Here is a 17,512-nt window from a genome sequence, read left to right as displayed (position 1 = left end):
CGGTGAAGTCTTTTTTATAGCAATATTATTGCGGGCTAAGTTTATTGATTTCGTAAATCGCATCATCATGCTTCATAGGGGTCAGAAATAGCTGGTACTTAGTTTTTTCTAGCAACCCCATCGTGTTAGGGTCGTATCTCACCTGAAACTTAAGATACTTCTGCTCGGTATGATGAACTGAGAATTTACGTTTCAAATCTCGCTCTTCCCACTTCGCTTTATCTGTCAGCCCGGTGAATAGAATTTCGTGCATACCGGGCTTAAGCTCAACAACAATATATTTCTCTAACTTCAAAACACCAAGGCTTTTGCCATCAATAAATACTTCGGGGTACTTCCATCCTAGAGGCTGCTTACCTGGATTAGGCGCTTCAGGTCGATAGATATAAACAACTGCATTGTTCTCTACTTCAGGTTTAATATAACTAAAACCATAGTTTGTTCCGCAGCCACTGAGCACTATTGCCATAATAACGAGCAATACCTTATGCATCTGCTTACTCCTTGATCTTCGTTAACTCTTTTTCCAATTGAGAGATAATTGACTGAGCTCGAACTTTATTAACACCGAAATCTGAATAGCCAACTCTCGATGCCGAGCGAAAGTGCACCAGACGCTCATCCATATCGATTCTAACCTCAAAGTCGTCTACAAACCCAAGTATACGGCTACTAAACTCAGCAGCGATATATCGGTTTTCCTTGATAATGCTCTTAACCACACCACCAGAACTTTCAATAACCTTGGCAAGAACAGTTATAGCAGCATCTGAATCCTGAACAGAGATAGGCAATTCAAAAGGCTCTATGTAATGAGCTTTATCCGAAAATTCGGTACATACGCAATTTGGCTTGCCACTGCATTTAGTTAAACGACTATCAACAACACCTGCCGGCTCACCTGTTCTTGACTTAAAGGCCTTAAATCCAAACAAGATGAAAACAGCAACGATTAAGAGCGAGATTACAGCAATGATCACTTTCAGCATAAAACCTGCATCCAAGGAGTAAACAAAATAGATACAAAAAAGTGCCGCTTAACGGCACTTTTAAAGTCTATAAGTTACAAGCTAAAAGCTTGTATTAGTCTTCGCGACTTGTAACTTCTAGGAGGTGGAAACCAAATTGAGTTTTAAGCGGCCCTTGAACAACGCCTACTTCACCAGTAAATACCGCTGTATCGAACTCTGGAACCATCTGACCACGACCAAAAGAGCCTAAGTCGCCACCTTGAGCACCAGATGGGCAAGTTGAATTATCTTGCGCAGCTTTAGCGAAATCCAAACCACCTTCGATTTCTGCTTTTAGTTCGTTACAACGTGCTTCTGAATCTACAAGGATATGTCGAGCTGTAGCGCGTGCCATTTATATTCTCCTAAATCTAACAATCAAATTTGGTGCAGAAATTACCAAGCACCTAACAATATCGCAACACTAACTCGCCCTATTGTTGAGATCCACTAGAATCGAGCATTCCTGCAATATTTTTCTTATCGGAGAAGCCATAACTCACTCTAGCCATAGCTAAGACCTGCGCATCTGGAGGAGAGGGCTCTAAGTAACCATTCTGATAACACCAACCTACATAAATTGCAGCTCGGGCAACCTGACCATAAATAAGACTCTCATTGAAGTAATTACAGGCATCGACGAAATTGTTCTTTGCTAAATTGATCTGACCCATAGGAAAACTTGCAAACGTATCTCCCTGCTCCCTTCTCTGAGCATAGGTATCAACCACCTTTCTGGAAAAGTAGTTGCTGATGTTGTCATTAAGTTGATTACAGAAATGTCGTTTAGATGCCTCAGTTGCATCTTCACACAAGATCGGTAAGTGACCCGCAACACCTGATAACATCCTTGGATAGTAATCATCTCTTTTCAGTGCCGCCCTGCGATCTTGCTCAAAGATATATCCAATAGAAATCAAGCGCCCTAAGGCATCATCCGGCTCGAAGTGGTCAGCTTTAACTTTTGCCGCCCAATCGTCTGCTAAACGCTCATTATCCTCTCTTACATATTGCGACGCGCGATAACCATAAAAAGCATGCTCTGCATGATGACCCATCTCGTGTAGTAACACATCAACAATCACACTTTCCAGTAGACGCTCATGCTCTGCCTGAATCTGTTCTCTTTGTTCTGGCGAGGCACTTAGCCAATCAGCAGGCGATTTTGGCAGAGGACCAACAAAGGATGGATGATGACGCCAGAAATAATCACTAAAGTACTCTTCGACTAGCTCGGGCCGATTCATGGATTGGGAGAGCAAATAGGCTTCTATATAAGAGGATAGGCCTTTTAGGAATCGATCATTAATAATGATCAGAGGGGGTGTATCATCGATAGCCAACGCCATACCCGCAGCACGAAGGTTTTCGACGACGGAAATTTCAACCGGGGCTAATAATCTTTGATCTTTATCCGGCAACTGCTCAAAAACAGGCGCTATTTTGGCCTGCACAATCCGCTCTATCAACGGAGAAAACTGTGCGCTCGTATTTCTCACCTCAAGCGCGCTAACTGGCGATATGAACAAGGTAAGTAAAGTGACAACGACAGTAAAATTGAGGACGAAACGCATATCGAACCTCCCTGCGGTCAACCTATAAACCGTTTAAATATGTTTCAATTTAAACGGCGATATAATCAATATAGATCATTTTTCAAACAGCAAGGTTCACTTTCTATAACATCGGATCGGCTGAAACTAAGTTTTATTTCCCCAACTATCAGTGAAAATCATATCTTCCAATTGGCTGCGCTTTTCCCATTGAGCCAATTCAAGCTCCGGTTTTTTCAGAAACTCTGAGACATAACCCACACACAAATAAGCGACAGGAACTACGCCTTCTGGAAGCTCAAGCAGCTTAGCCAATACATCCCTATCAATAATAGACACCCAGCCTACCCCTACATTTTCCGCTCTTGCAGCAAGCCAAAAGTTCTGTACCGCACAAACAGTACTGTAAAGATCCATTTCAGCCTGATGGGTCTTGCCAAGTACAACTGGCCCACCCCTTTTACGGTCACAAGTAATACAAACATTGAGAGGTGAATCAAGTATGCCTTGCAATTTTAATGCTTGATATTGAACCTGTCGCTCGCCACTAAACATTTCTGCAGCTTCATCATTAGCTTTTTGAAAAGCATTAAAAACTTGCTGACGCTTAGCCTCATCACGAATCAGAATAAAGTTCCAAGGCTGAGATAAACCTACCGATGGTGCATGATGGGCAGCATGCAGAATATTAGTCAGTACATCGTCAGGTATAGAATTCGGTAAAAACTGACCTCTCACATCCCTACGGCCGTACAACACTTGGTAAAAGTGCTCCCGCGCTAGTTCATCAATATCTAATTGAGGTGTATTTACTTCAGACATGTTTTATCCATATAAAAAAGAAAGCTGCCAGCAGTTGAGATATCAAGGAGACAGCACATAACCTTCTCGCCCTTTATACCAGCCCCATAATGAGACTGAAGCCCAAACGATTTGTAACACTAATACCGGCCAGTTTGCATCGGTATAAAGCTGCGGCAACAACATAACCGCCGCATAAGTATTTACTAGATAGTAAGACTGCTGACTTAACCGCCCTGCAGAAAATCGCCAATAACCTAAGCAATAAGCAATGGATGAACTCCAAGCTAAGATAGCCATACCTTGCCGACCATACTCAAACAGTAAGCCACCAGCTCCTGCTAAAAACATCACGCCCAGCAGTCCATATAATTGGGCATTACTGAAAGGCAGACGCGGCAATACATAGTTTTTCATCGCAGCAAAACTAACCAACGCCCAAAACGCATTAATCACGACTGCTTGCCAAGACGCTATAAGGTAAGAGGATGTAGCAACCAAAATTGCGGCAACTAAATTGGCCAGATAGTAATGATAAGTGGCTTTATTTTTAAGCAAGGAAAGCCAAGCATGAGCCAATAGATAAAGTATTGTCCCGAGCCAACCTAAAGTGACTGAAACCACTACTCTACCTCTAGATGCATGTTTCTTACGAAAAGTGATCGACCAGCATGTGGTCCATCGACTACCTTCACCTGAGAATACTTCATCATGCCATCAAACACTTTTTCAGTGGCATGCGGTTTTAAAACAACATCATGCCAAGCTAATACAGTCGCCCTACTGCCTTGAGGAATAACAAAGAACTGTTTTTCTGCTTGAGCATTCATTTCATAGCCAGTAATTAAAGGAAAGCCTTCCGCGGGTACTAATCGTACATAACCACTACCTTGAACAACTACATTAGAGGTAAGCAGCTGTTCAATCATCCCTTTTGACTTTAAACGTGCTAACGCCGCATTAAAGCGCTGAATAAATGCCCGACCTTCATCATTAGCGCTAGCCACTAGGTGAACACTGTCTTTACCGCGATGATTTTCGAGCAACTTAAATTCATGTAACAGATGAGGAAAGTGCTTATGTAACATCACTTGCGCAACCTCAATACTGGCTGGTAATAGATCAATTTCGCCCTTGGATAATGCAGTTAACGCCTGAAGATCGCTGTTATAGACCTTAGCGCTTTTCAATAAAGGCTCAATGTCAGAACCATAGCTATAGCCAGCGACTTTACCCACCTTCTGCTGACTAAAATCGATAGCTTTACCTGAATATTGCTGCCACTTAGCGTTATAAAAAAGACCATTCTCTACCGACATAAGCGGATCAGAGAACAATACCTCTTGCGTACGCTGATCTGTTTTGAAATAGGGATAACTGAGTAAAATCTGCTGTTTTTTTACCAACTTATAGCTGAAGTAATAATCCAGACTAGCTCGCTCAGCCTCCAACCCCATCTCCCAGAAGGCGAGCTGTACCACTCGGGAAACAACACCTTTCTCCTCCTTTTCACCATTAACAAACGGTTTCCAATCAGAGGTATAAACAGGCTGCGCTTGAAAAGGGCTAGCTACCGCCACATTCAAGATCAAGGCGATGACAGCAAAAGATTTAACGACGTTTCGCAACATAGTACACAACAAATAAAAGAATGATTGAGACAACACTGCTCAGTAGAAGCAGGTCAGTTTCCATATTAGCCACGCCACTCAAGAAACTAGAGGGCTGTTCATCTCTATAACCCAGCGCCGCATTTGATGTATAAGTACGGCTGTATTCAGAGATGGTGATCGCAAGATCGAACAGACTGATAAAACCAATCGCAACAAGAATTAGATCGGTGTAGAAGCTGCTTTTTTCCGAACGGGTTGCATGTATATCCTTAATTTTACTAGAGCAGACCTCAATCAGGCGCTCAGAATTCTGAACCATCTGATCATAATCCCAGCCAGCCAGAATATTCTCGAGCAGTAGCTTTTTATCTCGGGTGAGGTATTGGCAGTTCTCATGATAATCACTGATATGCATACGAGTCGTCGCACGCACCCCCGCCAATATATCTTCGGCGACATGGGTATTACTCTCTAAATAGGTATCCGAGATCGCCATATAAAGATTGGAATTACAGGCATGCTGTACTGCATAAAAGTACTGAGCTAACCCCATAGCCTCTAACTTGTAGTCTGACTTGTGACGCAGGGGCTTGTTCTTTTCATCGATTTCATCAACTAATACATAGTTAAGCCACACTAAGGAATCCATTCTATCCTGCTCAAGAATCTCTTTAGCGTGTTCTGGATGAGGTGTTTCAGCTAACCAGTTTTCAATAAGCGACTCATTTCCTTCCGTTTCAGAACGATCTAAACGCAGTAAGCGAGAGCTCCATGGCTGATCGACATTAGAACCATCGGTTTCTTTAATATCGTTAAAGCCAGAGAAATCCCCCAAAGCTTCCAGATAGTTAACCTGAATCGTTTTAGGCAGATCACGAAGCGCTGGGTAAAGCTCGTCGCGATAGTATTTTGAAATAAGATAGGTTGATTGGGCTTGGGCAAATAGCTCTAGCGTCAGTTCAGTATCTTCATCGAGGAGTTGATAGATCTCTGGAAGCAAAGCATGTCCATCAGGCTTCTGTGGGACTTTAACAATCGAGCGACAAAGAGCTGTGATTCGATCCTGATAATTGGACTCTGTCGAAAACTCAGCAATTTCTGCGTTTAAGGATTGGGCGATATCTTCGAGTGTAGCAACTGCATACTCCATCTCCATTGTGACGGTCACTACAGACAAGGTATTGCTATAAACCTTCGCTTCAAGGCTAAGCTGAGAAGTGATCGCTTTAGTGTGAGTGAATAAACACAAAGTATCTCGATCGTCAGAGCCAGTATTAGTGTATGCCTTTCCCTGATTATGATGCTGTACAGCGATGCGGTTAGATAGATCTCCGGAACCTTCAAGCGGTTTTACCAATCGCTTTTGCAGCACACCATCTAACTGCGAAAGGAACTGGCTATATTCAGCACTTCTCTCATTCACCCCCTGACGCAAATTCAAATGACTGCGGATTGGAGTCATGGTCACTAACTGCATTACTTACCCTTAATCTTTTAGATACTGAGCATTCTAAAATCAACGAGTTAGGAATAGAAGTGCGTTTACACTTTAAGCGATTACAGCGCGATAAAGCTGAAGACCAAATAACATAATTAAACAGATTAATGCGGCCCATAATGCGCGTAGAAATCGGTTACGTTTCAAATTACGAAGACCCGATACTTTTAATAACTCATAGGTCAGCTCGACCCGTAGATCAGAACTTTCCAGCGCTTTAAGGTAATGCCCTGTCGATTCGGAATGCTCACTATCAGTGAAAAAGAGTTTTAAGACTTTACTGTGCTCTTCTCCCACTTTTGGCGCCGTATTGCGCGTGGGGTATAAAACCGCACCAAATAAAATGATCGGCCCGATTACCAATCCCCAAGAGAGGATGATCGCCAATATGCTGGAGATGTAATCATCTCTTTGCGGCAACGTTGAACCGATCGTATGGATTAAGCCAGCTGTAAAAATGTAACCCACACCGACAATCTGCGCTTTAGTATCAAAGCTACGCACGTGCTCTTCTGCAGATTTTAGTGCTGTATAAAGAAACTCAAGAGAGTGCTTTTCCATCAGTTTTCCGCCTTACCAAGAATAGTAAGCAGATTAGTTGGAAATAGAGAAATAAAAAAGCCCGCTTGCGCGGGCTTTACAGAAGTTTGCGATTAAGCTGCAGTATTTACGTTCTGCGGGCTTTGTTCAATCAGAGCTGCGTGCAATGCAATGATCGCTTTCTCGTAATCATCTTCAGAAACAACACACTGCATCTCAACTTGACGAATTGACTGATGAAGCGCCATTACGTTGATATCTGCTTCAGCTAAAGCACTTACCGTACGAGCAAGAATACCTTTAACCTTCATGTGTGAACCGATAGCAGAAACGATCGCTAGATTGTGCAGACGGATCTGGCCTTCTGGGTACATCTCTTCCATTAGGCGTGTTGCACGGTTAACCATCTTACGAGAGCCACCAACATAGTAAGTGATACTGTTCGCATCAGCGTCTTTGTTGATCACGTAAAGTTTCAACTGAGCTAAAAGCTTAGAAATTTCAATATCGTACGCCGCATCACCAAGCATCTCTTGGTCAAAGATTTCGATACCAAAGACATCATTGCGACCCGCAATGATCTCCACACGAGGAGCGTTGCTGTGGTAATCCTGACAGATAACCGTACCTTCGTGCTCTGGCTCAAACGCGTTCTTGATGCGCAATTTGACACCATTACGACGCAAACCTTTCGCAGCTTTTGGATGGATAGCTTCCATACCTAAGTTAGACAGCTGATCGGCTACATCATAATTGGTCGCACCGATTGTCACTACATTGTCAGTTCCGACTAGCATTGGATCTGCGGAACTCAAGTGATATTCCTTATGGATAATCGCTTCATCAGCGCCAGTTACAGTCGCAATCGTGCTAAAAGTCATCTCGCTGTAACCACGGTCAAAAGTCTTCATTAGACCTTCTTCACAATGAGTGTAGCCCGTAGCAATCACCATCTCTTTGTCGATCTGAACGTCAGCAAACTGAGTCTTAACCATCTCTTCAAACGGCAGAGGTTGATCAAGGTGCCAACCAGTCAGGTCAACAAAGCGAGCATTGATACCTGATTTACGTAGAACCAGTACCGAGTTATATGCACTGTGCGCCTCACCAATCGATGCTAGCATCTCACGTACTTTCATCAGGTGCTCTTCCAACTGGAAGTGACCATAAGTACATAGGTGGTGCAGGCTCTTCATGCAATCACGAACGTCATTTAAACGCTCGATTACAAATGCATCAGCTGCATTTCGCTCAAATTCCATATCGACGAAAAGTTCAGCGTTGATCTCTTCCATTTTCGCCTGAACTTTACTTAGCTCATCGATCCACGCTTGTTCACTTTCAGCGTTAGCAAAACGTGCATAAACACCAGGCTCACCGGTTTTCTTGTGTTCAAGAAGATAGTTGGTAATACCGCCATAAGCTGACACAACAAAAATTCGGTTATACAGTTCCTCTGGTGTGGTGCGCTTACCCACCAAAATGGTGTCCATCAATTCCTCAAAGCGGCTCATGGAAGTGCCGCCGATTTTCTCAACTGTATGCATCTTCTTTCCGGATATTTCTGGTTCTAGCTTAGGGATTCACTCCCAAAGCAAAAAATTGGGCCCAAATTTTACATCAATATGATGGATTTGTGATCATTTAATTGCCCTCAGACAGAAAAAAGCCCCGTATTCTCGCGAATACAGGGCTTTTCTACTTAATGCAGTTCTATGTTTAGGTAAACATACCTTTAAACATGAAGAAGAACATAATCGCTAGACCGGCACCTGCAGGCAGCGTCACTACCCAAGATACAAAGATCGTACCTACGATACGCAGGTTCAATGCAGCCATACCACGTGCTAGACCTACACCCAATACAGCACCTACTAGGGTGTGAGTAGTCGAGATCGGCAAACCAGTACCCGATGCAAATACTACTGTCGTTGCAGCAGCCAGCGTCGCTGCGAAACCACGACTTGGTGTAAGCTCAGTAATGTTGTTACCTACAGTTGCGATTACCTTGTGGCCGTACATAACTAAACCAGCAACGATACCGCCACCACCAAGCAGCAAGATCCATACAGGCATTGCTGATTTCTGTGCAACTTCACCACCAGCAGATACAACACCTACAACGGCAGCTAGAGGACCTACCGCGTTCGCAACATCGTTAGAACCGTGAGCGAAAGCCATTGCACAGGCAGTGAACATCATCAAGATACCAAATAGTTTCTCTACACTAGTAAAGTGGTGTTCACGATCAGCTTCTGGATCAGGTGTGATGCGTTTTTGCATCTTCATACCGATCAACATGATGATTACAGCAATACCAATAGAGGCTAATGCGCTTTGACCCCAGCTCAGATCTAAACCAACGTGTTTAAGACCCTTAGTGAAAGTCACCATGGAAACCATGAAGCCTACTAGAAAGATATAACCTGGGATATATTTCTTAGCGTTAGCAAAAGGATTATCAGTATCGAGTATCAACTTCTGCACACTTCTAAATAAGAAGAAGGCTATCAATCCGGCGGTTACCGGCGATACTACCCAGCTTGCTACGATCTTCGATACTTTGCCCCAGTTAACCGCATCAACAGAGATACCAACTGCAGCGAAACCAACAATAGCACCTACGATAGAGTGCGTAGTAGATACAGGCCAACCAAAGTGAGTAGCAATTAGCAACCAGATACCCGCAGCTAATAGTGCAGATAACATACCAAACACCAGCAAATCAGGCGTCCCAGACAAGATCGCCGGGTCTATAATCCCCTTACGAATTGTTGCTGTTACCGCACCACCCGCAAGATAAGCCCCAAGAAATTCGAAAATAATTGCGATCATAATCGCTTGCTTCAAAGTCAATGCCTTTGAACCAACCGATGTACCCATGGCATTGGCAACATCGTTTGCACCAACACCCCAAGCCATAAAGAAGCCAAACACACATGCCATAATTACAAGGATATGGCCGTATTGAGAAATGATTTCCATCTTTACTTACCGAATGAATTAACGAGCAACTAATAGCTGTAAACGACTACCGACCTGTTGTGCGCGATCTGCCAGGTCACCGATCGAACTAATAACCTGATAGAGGAACATAACATCTACCGGTGGAAGCTCTTTTTCGATGCTAAATAGTTTTAGGCGAATAGCACGTTCGTGTTCATCCGTGTTGTGCTCTAGGGCATCCAATTTTTCTAGCATTTTTTCGATGACGTCGATCTCATGACCACCGAAACCACTGTTTACCAATTCGTCCAGTTCTTTAAGTGCAGTCAATGCTTGTTCAGAAGTCTGCAGAGCCATACGAACGTAGTCTTTCATATCTTCTTGCATCTCTGCAGGCACTTTCATTTGACGGCCTAGCATAATGCCAGCGATATCTTTCGCACGATTGGCAATTTTATCCTGCATACGCACAACTTCTAAAAGATCCGTACGAGGAACTGGAAGGAAAATACTTTTAGGCAGATTCTGGCGAATCTCTTTCTTCATTGCATCCGCTTCGCCTTCTAAAACAGCGATACGCGCTTGTACTTTATCAGCTTCTTCCCAATCGTCAGCGATCACCGCATCGAAAAATGGAATAAGTTCAACAGCACACTCTTGCGCTTTGGCAATGTGATCTTGCATTGGTTTGAACGGTGAACGTGCAAACATCTGCAAGAATGGGGTACTGGTTGCTACCATACAACGCACCTTAAAAGTCAAAAATAAAATTGAACACACCTGTGTTCAGGCGCGCGAATTATGACGGAATTATTTCCTAGAGTAATTACAGTTTTGTTACAAAACAGTAATTTTTCGGTAAAAAAACTGAAATATTTGATCTAAGGCAGACATGCGATGTACTGCGAATATGCCTTGTAAATTCGTTGCATCACAATGTATATACATAATGATAGCAGGGTTTATTTTAGATCTATTTCTTAGGTTCTTTCTTAAAAATATAAGAATCCATCCCCGACTGATTTCGATCAGATTCAAAATCCACTAAAGCTAATTCAATGCAATGATCTAAAAGCTCGTTTTCTCTTAAACAGAACCGCTTAGAAAATCCGGTACGTTCATGCTGGAGCAGATTGAACGTAGTCATTAATAATGTACCTTCAGGCTTCAATAGACTAAGCAGCTTTTCCCATAACCCATCAGTTGGTTTATATCTTGAGATAACAATTGAATCGAATAGTCCTAGATCTGACAGATCCACCGATTCCTCTTCTAGATCCAATTGAGCGGTTTCCACTTCCAAGCCCAACTTAGTCATTGCCTTAGACAAACGATCCAAACCCACTTGTGAGATATCTGTAGCTACAGGGCTAAAACCTTTTTTCGCCAAAAAGATAGAGGCAGCGCCATCTCCTGCTGCCAGATCTAAAACACGACCTGTTTTTAATACATCCCACTGGCGCTGTAGATATTCCGGTGCAATAGGTTCAGCTTCTATACCTTGGCTTTTTGCCATGTATCGCTGATCCCATTTCTCTTGAGCTTTACTCATTGAATTCCTTAAAAATAGAGGATAAACAGAAAAAGGGGCATTTATGATGGTTACTGAATTACATGAAAGCAGCGCCAATCGTTTCGTAAGGTGAAAATCCTTGTTTCAGCCAAAAACGATCAGCCTCAGGATTGCCCGGGTGCCATCCTGCCTGAACTGAAGTTACGCCTTGAGCTTTAAGCCAGCTTTTAGCTTCCGCGACTAATGCTTGCCCTATCCCTTTTCTGCGTTGATCAGGTTCTACCCATAAATTAAACAACACACTGCTATTTGGCTGAGTATAAGCGGTTTGCTGGTTCAGAATAGCTGCAATCGTCCCAAAAAGCTTATCGCCCTCAGCGATAAATATCATTGCATCATCTCGTTCAATACATTGCTCAAGAGTATGCAGAAGCTGCTTCTCAAGATATTCCGGAACAGGCAAGCCAAATGGCTTAGCATGGTGAATAGGCAGGTAAGATGTAAGTTGCTGCCACTGCTTAAGCACATCATCTATGCGGTCTAGGCCGGCCAAACAGATTTGAAAAGATTCTTTATGGGAAAGATCCATGACATATATTCCGATATTCCTTGTATACCTACTTTATCATTTTGGAATAACGATTATTAAGTTCTTTACCTTCTATATAAGACATCTGATCCGCTAACTTATACAGTTCTGCCAACCGATCTTCAGCGCTTGGGTGGCGCTTACTAAAAGCCTGCCAAAAGGCACTATCATCCTGTTGAGCATCGATCTTTTGCAATACAGCGATATAAGCCATGGGATCGTAACCAGCTCTGGCAGCGATCACCATACCCATTTTGTCCGCTTCCAACTCATCACTTCGTGCCAAACCATCACTGTAAACATCTTGGATGGTGTTTAGCAGTTTATTTTCTACAGAATGATCACCAAAAACCGTAGCCCCACTACTATCTGAAGAGTCGCTTTGACTGTCTCGCAAGAAACGCGCGATATCTGCAGCGATGCCGATTTTAGCTTCTTTCTGAATAGCACGGAGATGATGTTTTTGAACCACATGCGCAATTTCATGAGCTAGCACACCCGCAAGTTCAGCTTCGCTCTGCAACTGCTCTAGAGTCCCCGTTGTGATATAGATAAATCCACCAGGGGTAGCGAAAGCATTAAAACTATCATCTCGTATCACTGAGAAGGTCCAAGGGATATCGGTTCGTTCAGTTTGTTGTGCGAGCCACATTCCCACAGAGTTCACATAACTTTGAACATCTCGCACATTATAAATAGAGGCTTTTTGAAGCAGAACGGTACTTACTTCCTCACCTATCTCAACTTCTTCAGCCAAGCTTTTCTCAAATAGATCGGTCGATTTTTTACCAGCTTCCATTAAAGGGGTTAGATTGATGTTATTGACCTGACAGCCGCTTAAACCCATCAATAGAAAACTGGTAATAACCCCTTTGATAGCGTTTTTTTTCAATGTAAACATAAGCTACTCCACATAATTCATGCTTCGTGCTTTCAATCCCCCTGCCCGTGCAAACTTAGCAGCTACATCTGCACTGACTTTATAGCCTTTTACTTTACTAAGAGAGACACCTGATCCACTCGATATAATCCCACCTTCATCCAGCCCTCTAACGCCCGTGGTCAGCGTTGTTTTAGAGCGATACTGCATATTGCCAGCAACCTGTTGGGTACTCGGCTTACTCACATAACGAAGGTTAATCATTTTTACCCAACCGGAGTGAGTGTTACCCGTGCGTACTTCGTACCAACCTCCATTACGTCGCAGGATGTTTACAGAAGATTTTTTAGAGAGTTTCGTGACGACAGCGCTAGAAATTGAGGGGGTTTGATAGACAGAGATATCTCTGACTGTGTAAGCAGTTTGAGCGGTCGCCCAAGTGGAGCACATAAATGGTAGACCGATAATTAGTAATTTAAGGTTCATCACTCAACCTCCTTGGCTGATAGACGGTTACCAATTTTTCCCGGCCTTTAACCTTATAGTCACCAATCAGCTCGAAGTCAAAAGCATCCCCACATGCCTGTCGAGTTTCTTCAGAAACCAAAATCCTTCGACCTGTTTCTTTAGTCAGCCCTTCGATACGACTGGCTACGTTTACAGCATCACCAATGGCAGTGTAATCGTAGCGACTTTGGGTACCTATAGCCCCAACAACAACCTCGCCCGTATGGAGGCCAATACCTATATCGAAATCAAATAAACCAAACTCCCGTCTAAAACTGATCATTTGATCCACCATATCCAAAGCGGCATTCACAGCAGCAATCTCTTGACCGGGATTTTCAATAGGCTCACCCCAAAACGCCATAATGGCATCACCAATAAACTTATCGAGCGTGCCTTTATGCTGAAAAATAACTTCTACTTGGCGAGAAAAGTAGTGATTGAGTAGCTCTACAATTTCGGTAGCACTACGGTATTCAGAAAGATGTGTAAACTCACGAATATCAGTGAATAAGATAGTTACACGCGTGCTTTTTCCCGCTAAAGCTTGGTCGGTGATTCCTTGATCAAGCAAAATCTTTACAACTTTCGGGTCCAAAAAACGACCAAAAATATCAACCGTTTTTTTCATCTCCCTTTGCTGCTGTAGTAAGCGGAATGCGTAAAATGAAACCGCAACAAGTATATAAGCCACCAGCCAAGTCATGACTGGAAACCTAACCCCATTATTTATTAAAAGCAGATAGCTAAACAGTGCGTTTATGCCGATTACCCCTCCTATTCCAATGAGCGCGTAATAGAAATTAGCCACACGAACCAGCAATAGTAATAAAACACAAAAACTTACGCCCACAATCACTAACACCAGCAAAGCATCTACTGGTTGCAGAAAGCTCTGTTCCAAAAAATTATTAATAGCTGTAGCAAGGATAAAAACGCCGGGGTAAGTGCTGGTAATCGGTGTAACTTGGATATCATGTAAACCCGCAGCAGTAGAACCGATAATAATGATTTTGTCCTTAAAATAGTTAGCCTCTTTGAAATCATCACCTTGACTTAAATGGGTATACACTTCGCTATAAGAGAGCCTAGGATAAGGCTCTCCTTTGCCTTGATACCAATCGATCCAAATTGACCGTTCTTTTATTTCAAAACCATTAAGATCAACAGCAATTCGCGCTGGCATCGTCATGATTCCCCAATCGGATATAGGATGTATTGCAGCATACTTACGCCCGACACCATCTTCATCCGGATGAAAATTAATACTGCCTAAACGCCAAACGTTCGCGTCAACCGCATTAGGTAATACCAAACTTGCATGAGGGATAGACGAAACTGTATCCGGCTTTTGAATGGGAACGGTTTCTGGATATTGATCTAAACGTGGAAACAAATGATCAGAATAGGTTTGAAGATGTAAAAACGGCAGATAGACATTATTCGATGCGGCCAACACTTCGCTAAAATACAGATCACTTTCTGGATTAAAAATATCTCTATCAGCAAACAGAACATCAAAGACTACGGCTGCTGGCTTCTGTAACTGTAACAACTCCACCAGCTCAGCATGAACAGCCCTTGGCCAAGGCCAACCACCCGCAATAGGCGCAAGATTATTGAGGCTCGCGTCATCTATATCGATAACCACGATATGCTCACTTGCAATTCTTTCCTCTGCTCGCTGTTGAAGCGTCCAATCAAGCCAGTAATTCTCTAATTGCGGAAGCAGTGGTGAATGGAAATTAAAGGCAGCGAATAAGCCGAATAAAATACTCAGCACTGAGGTCGCTTTAATTTCCGAGCGTAGTTTGCTGGCCGGCATGGCTATCCCTATCTGACCTAGGTTCTTAGTACCCTAAAGAAAGTACCTTTAATACAGCATAGGCCAGAGATCGACAGACACAAAAAAGCCCCGTAAAAACAGGGCTCTTAAGATTCAGGTAGTTAGTTTAGAAAACACCTAACTCCAATTTAACCTGATCTAACCAATCAGAAAGACGTTCATCGGTTTGATCTCGCTGCCAATCTTCATCTAGAGCCAAACCGATAAAATGTTTTTTATCGGCCGTTAGTGCTTTAGATTCTTCAAATTCATAACCTTCTACAGACCAGTGACCAACAATCTCTGCGCCTTTCGCTACAATTTTGTCGTGCAGCATACCCATTGCATCGACAAACCATTCAGGATAGCCAAACTGATCACCAAGACCGATAAAGGCAGCCTGTTTACCACTAAAATCCAACTGGTCAACTTCATCCCAAACTTCCAACCAATCTTCCTGAACTTCACCATAATCCCACGTAGGTATAGCAAAAATAAGAATATCAAAGTCTTTTGCTGCAGAGAGTGAACTGTCTGCGACATCAAATAACTCTAGTTCGCCGGCATCCCAACTACCTTTAATCTTATCTGCAATATCGCCAGTATTACCTGTTGTGGTGCCGTAAAATAACGCTGCCTTCACTACCTACTCCAATACCTACACGCTAATGATAACAGTTATCATTATCCATCTAATCACGGTGTAGATGCAAGCATGGTGCATATAAAATTTTGTTCTATAAACGAAAAAGCCCAGCATATAGCTGGGCTTTAGAAACTTTAAATCCTCTATCAGGCTAAACTGAGTTCCTCATCCGCTGCCATTTCAACTGTTGCGGCGGGTCTCTGATTTCCCTTCTTATTCACGTTTTTCTGGTGAATCTTATCAAGCTGACGATCGATTTTATCAGCCATCGCATCCAGAGCAGCATATAAGTTATCAGCGGATGCTTTCGCAAAGATATCTTTACCTGCTACGTGAATTGTTGCTTCTGCGACATCCTCACGATCATTTTTTTCAATAATAACGTGAGCACTAGTAATAACTTCGTAACGTTCTTGGCTGCTGTTCAGCCATTCCTCTACTTTCTCTTTTACACTGTCAGAAACTTTAGCATTGCGGTGAGTAATTTTGATATTCATGTGCAAATCCTTAATGCCTTGTTGCCGTGAGAGCGCTGTGAATTAATATTTTTTTGCGCCCTTGTACACTTACAGTAGTACCACTCTGACAATGGATTACAAGTACTTTTTTCCCTACATGAAGAAAAATTGATAGCTAACAGACAAAACTGTTCAAACACCAAACAGTTGTTACTAGGATCTAACTATTTTACGGGAAGAAAGCGATAACAACCCCGCCGAGAAGATCAAGCACAAGCCTATTAAGCTATAGACGCCTAATACTTCATCCCATACCAACCAACCAAATAGCGCTGCAAAAACAACTGAAGCGTATGTATATGGCCCCAGCTGCCCTGCTGGTGCAAGACCATAGCCTTTACTCAATAATAACTGAGCAACGGTTGAGGTAATCGCCATCAGCAATAACCAACCCAGTTCAACTAAATTCGGCGTAACCCAATTGAGCATGGCTGGCGGAAAAGCTAAAACGGTACTAAACAAAGCGAAATAAAATACGATACGGCTGGCTGGTTCTGTATCGCTCATACGACGGATGATAACTTTTGCAAACGCACCTAACATTGCACCAAATAGCGCTATAAGGACTGCAACGTTGAGAGATCCTTGCCCGGGATTCAACACTAGAAAAACGCCCAAGAAGCCGACACATATTGCCACTTTAACCACACCTGAAATCTTTTCACCCAACCACCATAAGGCGAACAATGGAATAAAGAACGGTGCAGTTTGTTTGATCAAAGCAGCTTCTGCTAAAGGTAAATGTCCCCATGAATAATAGAGACACATCATTGCCGTCACACCGACCGTTGCGCGCGCGACATGAAACCGGAGCGAGCTCGTTTTAATCGAGGATATCCCATTTCGCAATAACCAAGGCATCAATAGAATTAACGCAAAGAGGTTACGGGCAAATACGATAATTTCTGTGGGTAGCTGATGAGTGATCTGCTTTACGACCATGCCAGAACAAACTAAAAACAGTTCAGACAAAATGATAAACAGCGCACCTTGATAAAGCGCTTGTGTGGGCATAGATGATTGAGGGTAATTAAAGAATAAATGGCTAGCGATCAAAATCCACCTTGATCGCC

The 17,512-nt window shown here is 42.9% G+C and carries 20 protein-coding genes; all 20 read right to left on the bottom strand.

From position 1 onward, the window contains the following. Positions 1–25: 25 nt before the first annotated feature. The 20 genes from ACMXYV_RS07175 to ACMXYV_RS07080 all read right to left on the bottom strand — a co-directional run bounded on the left by ACMXYV_RS07175 (position 26) and on the right by ACMXYV_RS07080 (position 17,495). Positions 26–493: a DUF2846 domain-containing protein gene (locus ACMXYV_RS07175; RefSeq protein ID WP_415891095.1), complete on the bottom strand. Its 468-nt coding sequence runs from the start codon at positions 491–493 to the stop codon at positions 26–28. Positions 494–497: 4 nt separating this feature from the next. Next, entirely contained in the window at positions 498–989 is a 492-nt protein-coding gene (locus ACMXYV_RS07170) for a DUF1499 domain-containing protein (protein WP_415891094.1), read from the bottom strand. Positions 990–1,083: 94 nt separating this feature from the next. Then, positions 1,084–1,365: a peptidylprolyl isomerase gene (locus ACMXYV_RS07165; protein ID WP_415891093.1), complete on the bottom strand. Its 282-nt coding sequence runs from the start codon at positions 1,363–1,365 to the stop codon at positions 1,084–1,086. A gap of 79 nt (positions 1,366–1,444) precedes the next feature. Next, on the bottom strand, positions 1,445–2,584 hold the full coding sequence (locus tag ACMXYV_RS07160) for a hypothetical protein (RefSeq protein ID WP_415891091.1): 1,140 nt from the start codon (positions 2,582–2,584) through the stop codon (positions 1,445–1,447). Positions 2,585–2,710: 126 nt separating this feature from the next. Beyond that, on the bottom strand, positions 2,711–3,385 hold the full coding sequence (gene bluB, locus ACMXYV_RS07155) for a 5,6-dimethylbenzimidazole synthase (RefSeq protein ID WP_415891089.1): 675 nt from the start codon (positions 3,383–3,385) through the stop codon (positions 2,711–2,713). Positions 3,386–3,427: 42 nt separating this feature from the next. Continuing rightward, positions 3,428–3,988, bottom strand: a complete 561-nt coding sequence (locus tag ACMXYV_RS07150) for a CBU_0592 family membrane protein (RefSeq protein WP_415891087.1) — start codon at positions 3,986–3,988, stop codon at positions 3,428–3,430. Beyond that, complete coding sequence (locus ACMXYV_RS07145; RefSeq protein WP_415891085.1) at positions 3,988–4,995, bottom strand: substrate-binding periplasmic protein; 1,008 nt, start codon at positions 4,993–4,995, stop codon at positions 3,988–3,990. The genes ACMXYV_RS07150 and ACMXYV_RS07145 overlap by 1 nt, the downstream gene beginning before the upstream one ends. Next, positions 4,976–6,454 (bottom strand): hypothetical protein, encoded by a 1,479-nt coding sequence (locus tag ACMXYV_RS07140; protein ID WP_415891083.1) that lies wholly within the window; start codon positions 6,452–6,454, stop codon positions 4,976–4,978. The genes ACMXYV_RS07145 and ACMXYV_RS07140 overlap by 20 nt, the downstream gene beginning before the upstream one ends. Before the next feature lie 72 nt (positions 6,455–6,526). Beyond that, on the bottom strand, positions 6,527–7,036 hold the full coding sequence (locus tag ACMXYV_RS07135) for a hypothetical protein (protein WP_415891081.1): 510 nt from the start codon (positions 7,034–7,036) through the stop codon (positions 6,527–6,529). Positions 7,037–7,128: 92 nt separating this feature from the next. Next, the gene (locus tag ACMXYV_RS07130) at positions 7,129–8,562 is read right to left on the bottom strand and encodes an aspartate kinase (RefSeq protein ID WP_415891080.1); all 1,434 of its coding nucleotides are present in this window, start codon (positions 8,560–8,562) and stop codon (positions 7,129–7,131) included. Between the two features lie 172 nt (positions 8,563–8,734). Then, the gene (locus tag ACMXYV_RS07125; protein WP_415891078.1) at positions 8,735–10,000 is read right to left on the bottom strand and encodes an inorganic phosphate transporter; all 1,266 of its coding nucleotides are present in this window, start codon (positions 9,998–10,000) and stop codon (positions 8,735–8,737) included. 18 nt (positions 10,001–10,018) lie between these two features. Next, positions 10,019–10,702, bottom strand: a complete 684-nt coding sequence (locus ACMXYV_RS07120; protein ID WP_415891076.1) for a TIGR00153 family protein — start codon at positions 10,700–10,702, stop codon at positions 10,019–10,021. A gap of 232 nt (positions 10,703–10,934) precedes the next feature. Further along, on the bottom strand, positions 10,935–11,513 hold the full coding sequence (locus ACMXYV_RS07115; RefSeq protein WP_415891074.1) for a class I SAM-dependent methyltransferase: 579 nt from the start codon (positions 11,511–11,513) through the stop codon (positions 10,935–10,937). 58 nt (positions 11,514–11,571) lie between these two features. Then, positions 11,572–12,063, bottom strand: a complete 492-nt coding sequence (locus tag ACMXYV_RS07110) for a GNAT family N-acetyltransferase (RefSeq protein WP_415891072.1) — start codon at positions 12,061–12,063, stop codon at positions 11,572–11,574. Between the two features lie 28 nt (positions 12,064–12,091). After that, positions 12,092–12,964 carry a M48 family metalloprotease gene (locus ACMXYV_RS07105; RefSeq protein WP_415891070.1) on the bottom strand — a complete coding sequence of 291 codons (873 nt, stop codon included), beginning with the start codon at positions 12,962–12,964 and terminating at the stop codon, positions 12,092–12,094. A 3-nt stretch (positions 12,965–12,967) separates the two neighbouring features. After that, positions 12,968–13,429 carry an SH3 domain-containing protein gene (locus ACMXYV_RS07100; protein ID WP_415891068.1) on the bottom strand — a complete coding sequence of 154 codons (462 nt, stop codon included), beginning with the start codon at positions 13,427–13,429 and terminating at the stop codon, positions 12,968–12,970. Beyond that, positions 13,419–15,275 carry a CHASE2 domain-containing protein gene (locus ACMXYV_RS07095; RefSeq protein ID WP_415891066.1) on the bottom strand — a complete coding sequence of 619 codons (1,857 nt, stop codon included), beginning with the start codon at positions 15,273–15,275 and terminating at the stop codon, positions 13,419–13,421. The genes ACMXYV_RS07100 and ACMXYV_RS07095 overlap by 11 nt, the downstream gene beginning before the upstream one ends. A gap of 127 nt (positions 15,276–15,402) precedes the next feature. After that, on the bottom strand, positions 15,403–15,918 hold the full coding sequence (locus tag ACMXYV_RS07090) for a flavodoxin (protein WP_415891064.1): 516 nt from the start codon (positions 15,916–15,918) through the stop codon (positions 15,403–15,405). Positions 15,919–16,067: 149 nt separating this feature from the next. Then, entirely contained in the window at positions 16,068–16,418 is a 351-nt protein-coding gene (gene hpf / locus ACMXYV_RS07085; protein ID WP_415884297.1) for a ribosome hibernation-promoting factor, HPF/YfiA family, read from the bottom strand. A gap of 174 nt (positions 16,419–16,592) precedes the next feature. Next, entirely contained in the window at positions 16,593–17,495 is a 903-nt protein-coding gene (locus tag ACMXYV_RS07080) for a DMT family transporter (RefSeq protein ID WP_415891063.1), read from the bottom strand. Between the last annotated feature and the right edge of the window lie 17 nt (positions 17,496–17,512).

Origin of the sequence: Neptuniibacter sp. SY11_33 (genome assembly GCF_047778025.1) — a bacterium.
In the GTDB taxonomy this organism is placed as follows: domain Bacteria; phylum Pseudomonadota; class Gammaproteobacteria; order Pseudomonadales; family Balneatricaceae; genus Neptuniibacter.
The sequence above is the reverse complement of the archived record's forward strand: the minus strand, read 5'-3'. Positions and strand labels throughout refer to the sequence as shown.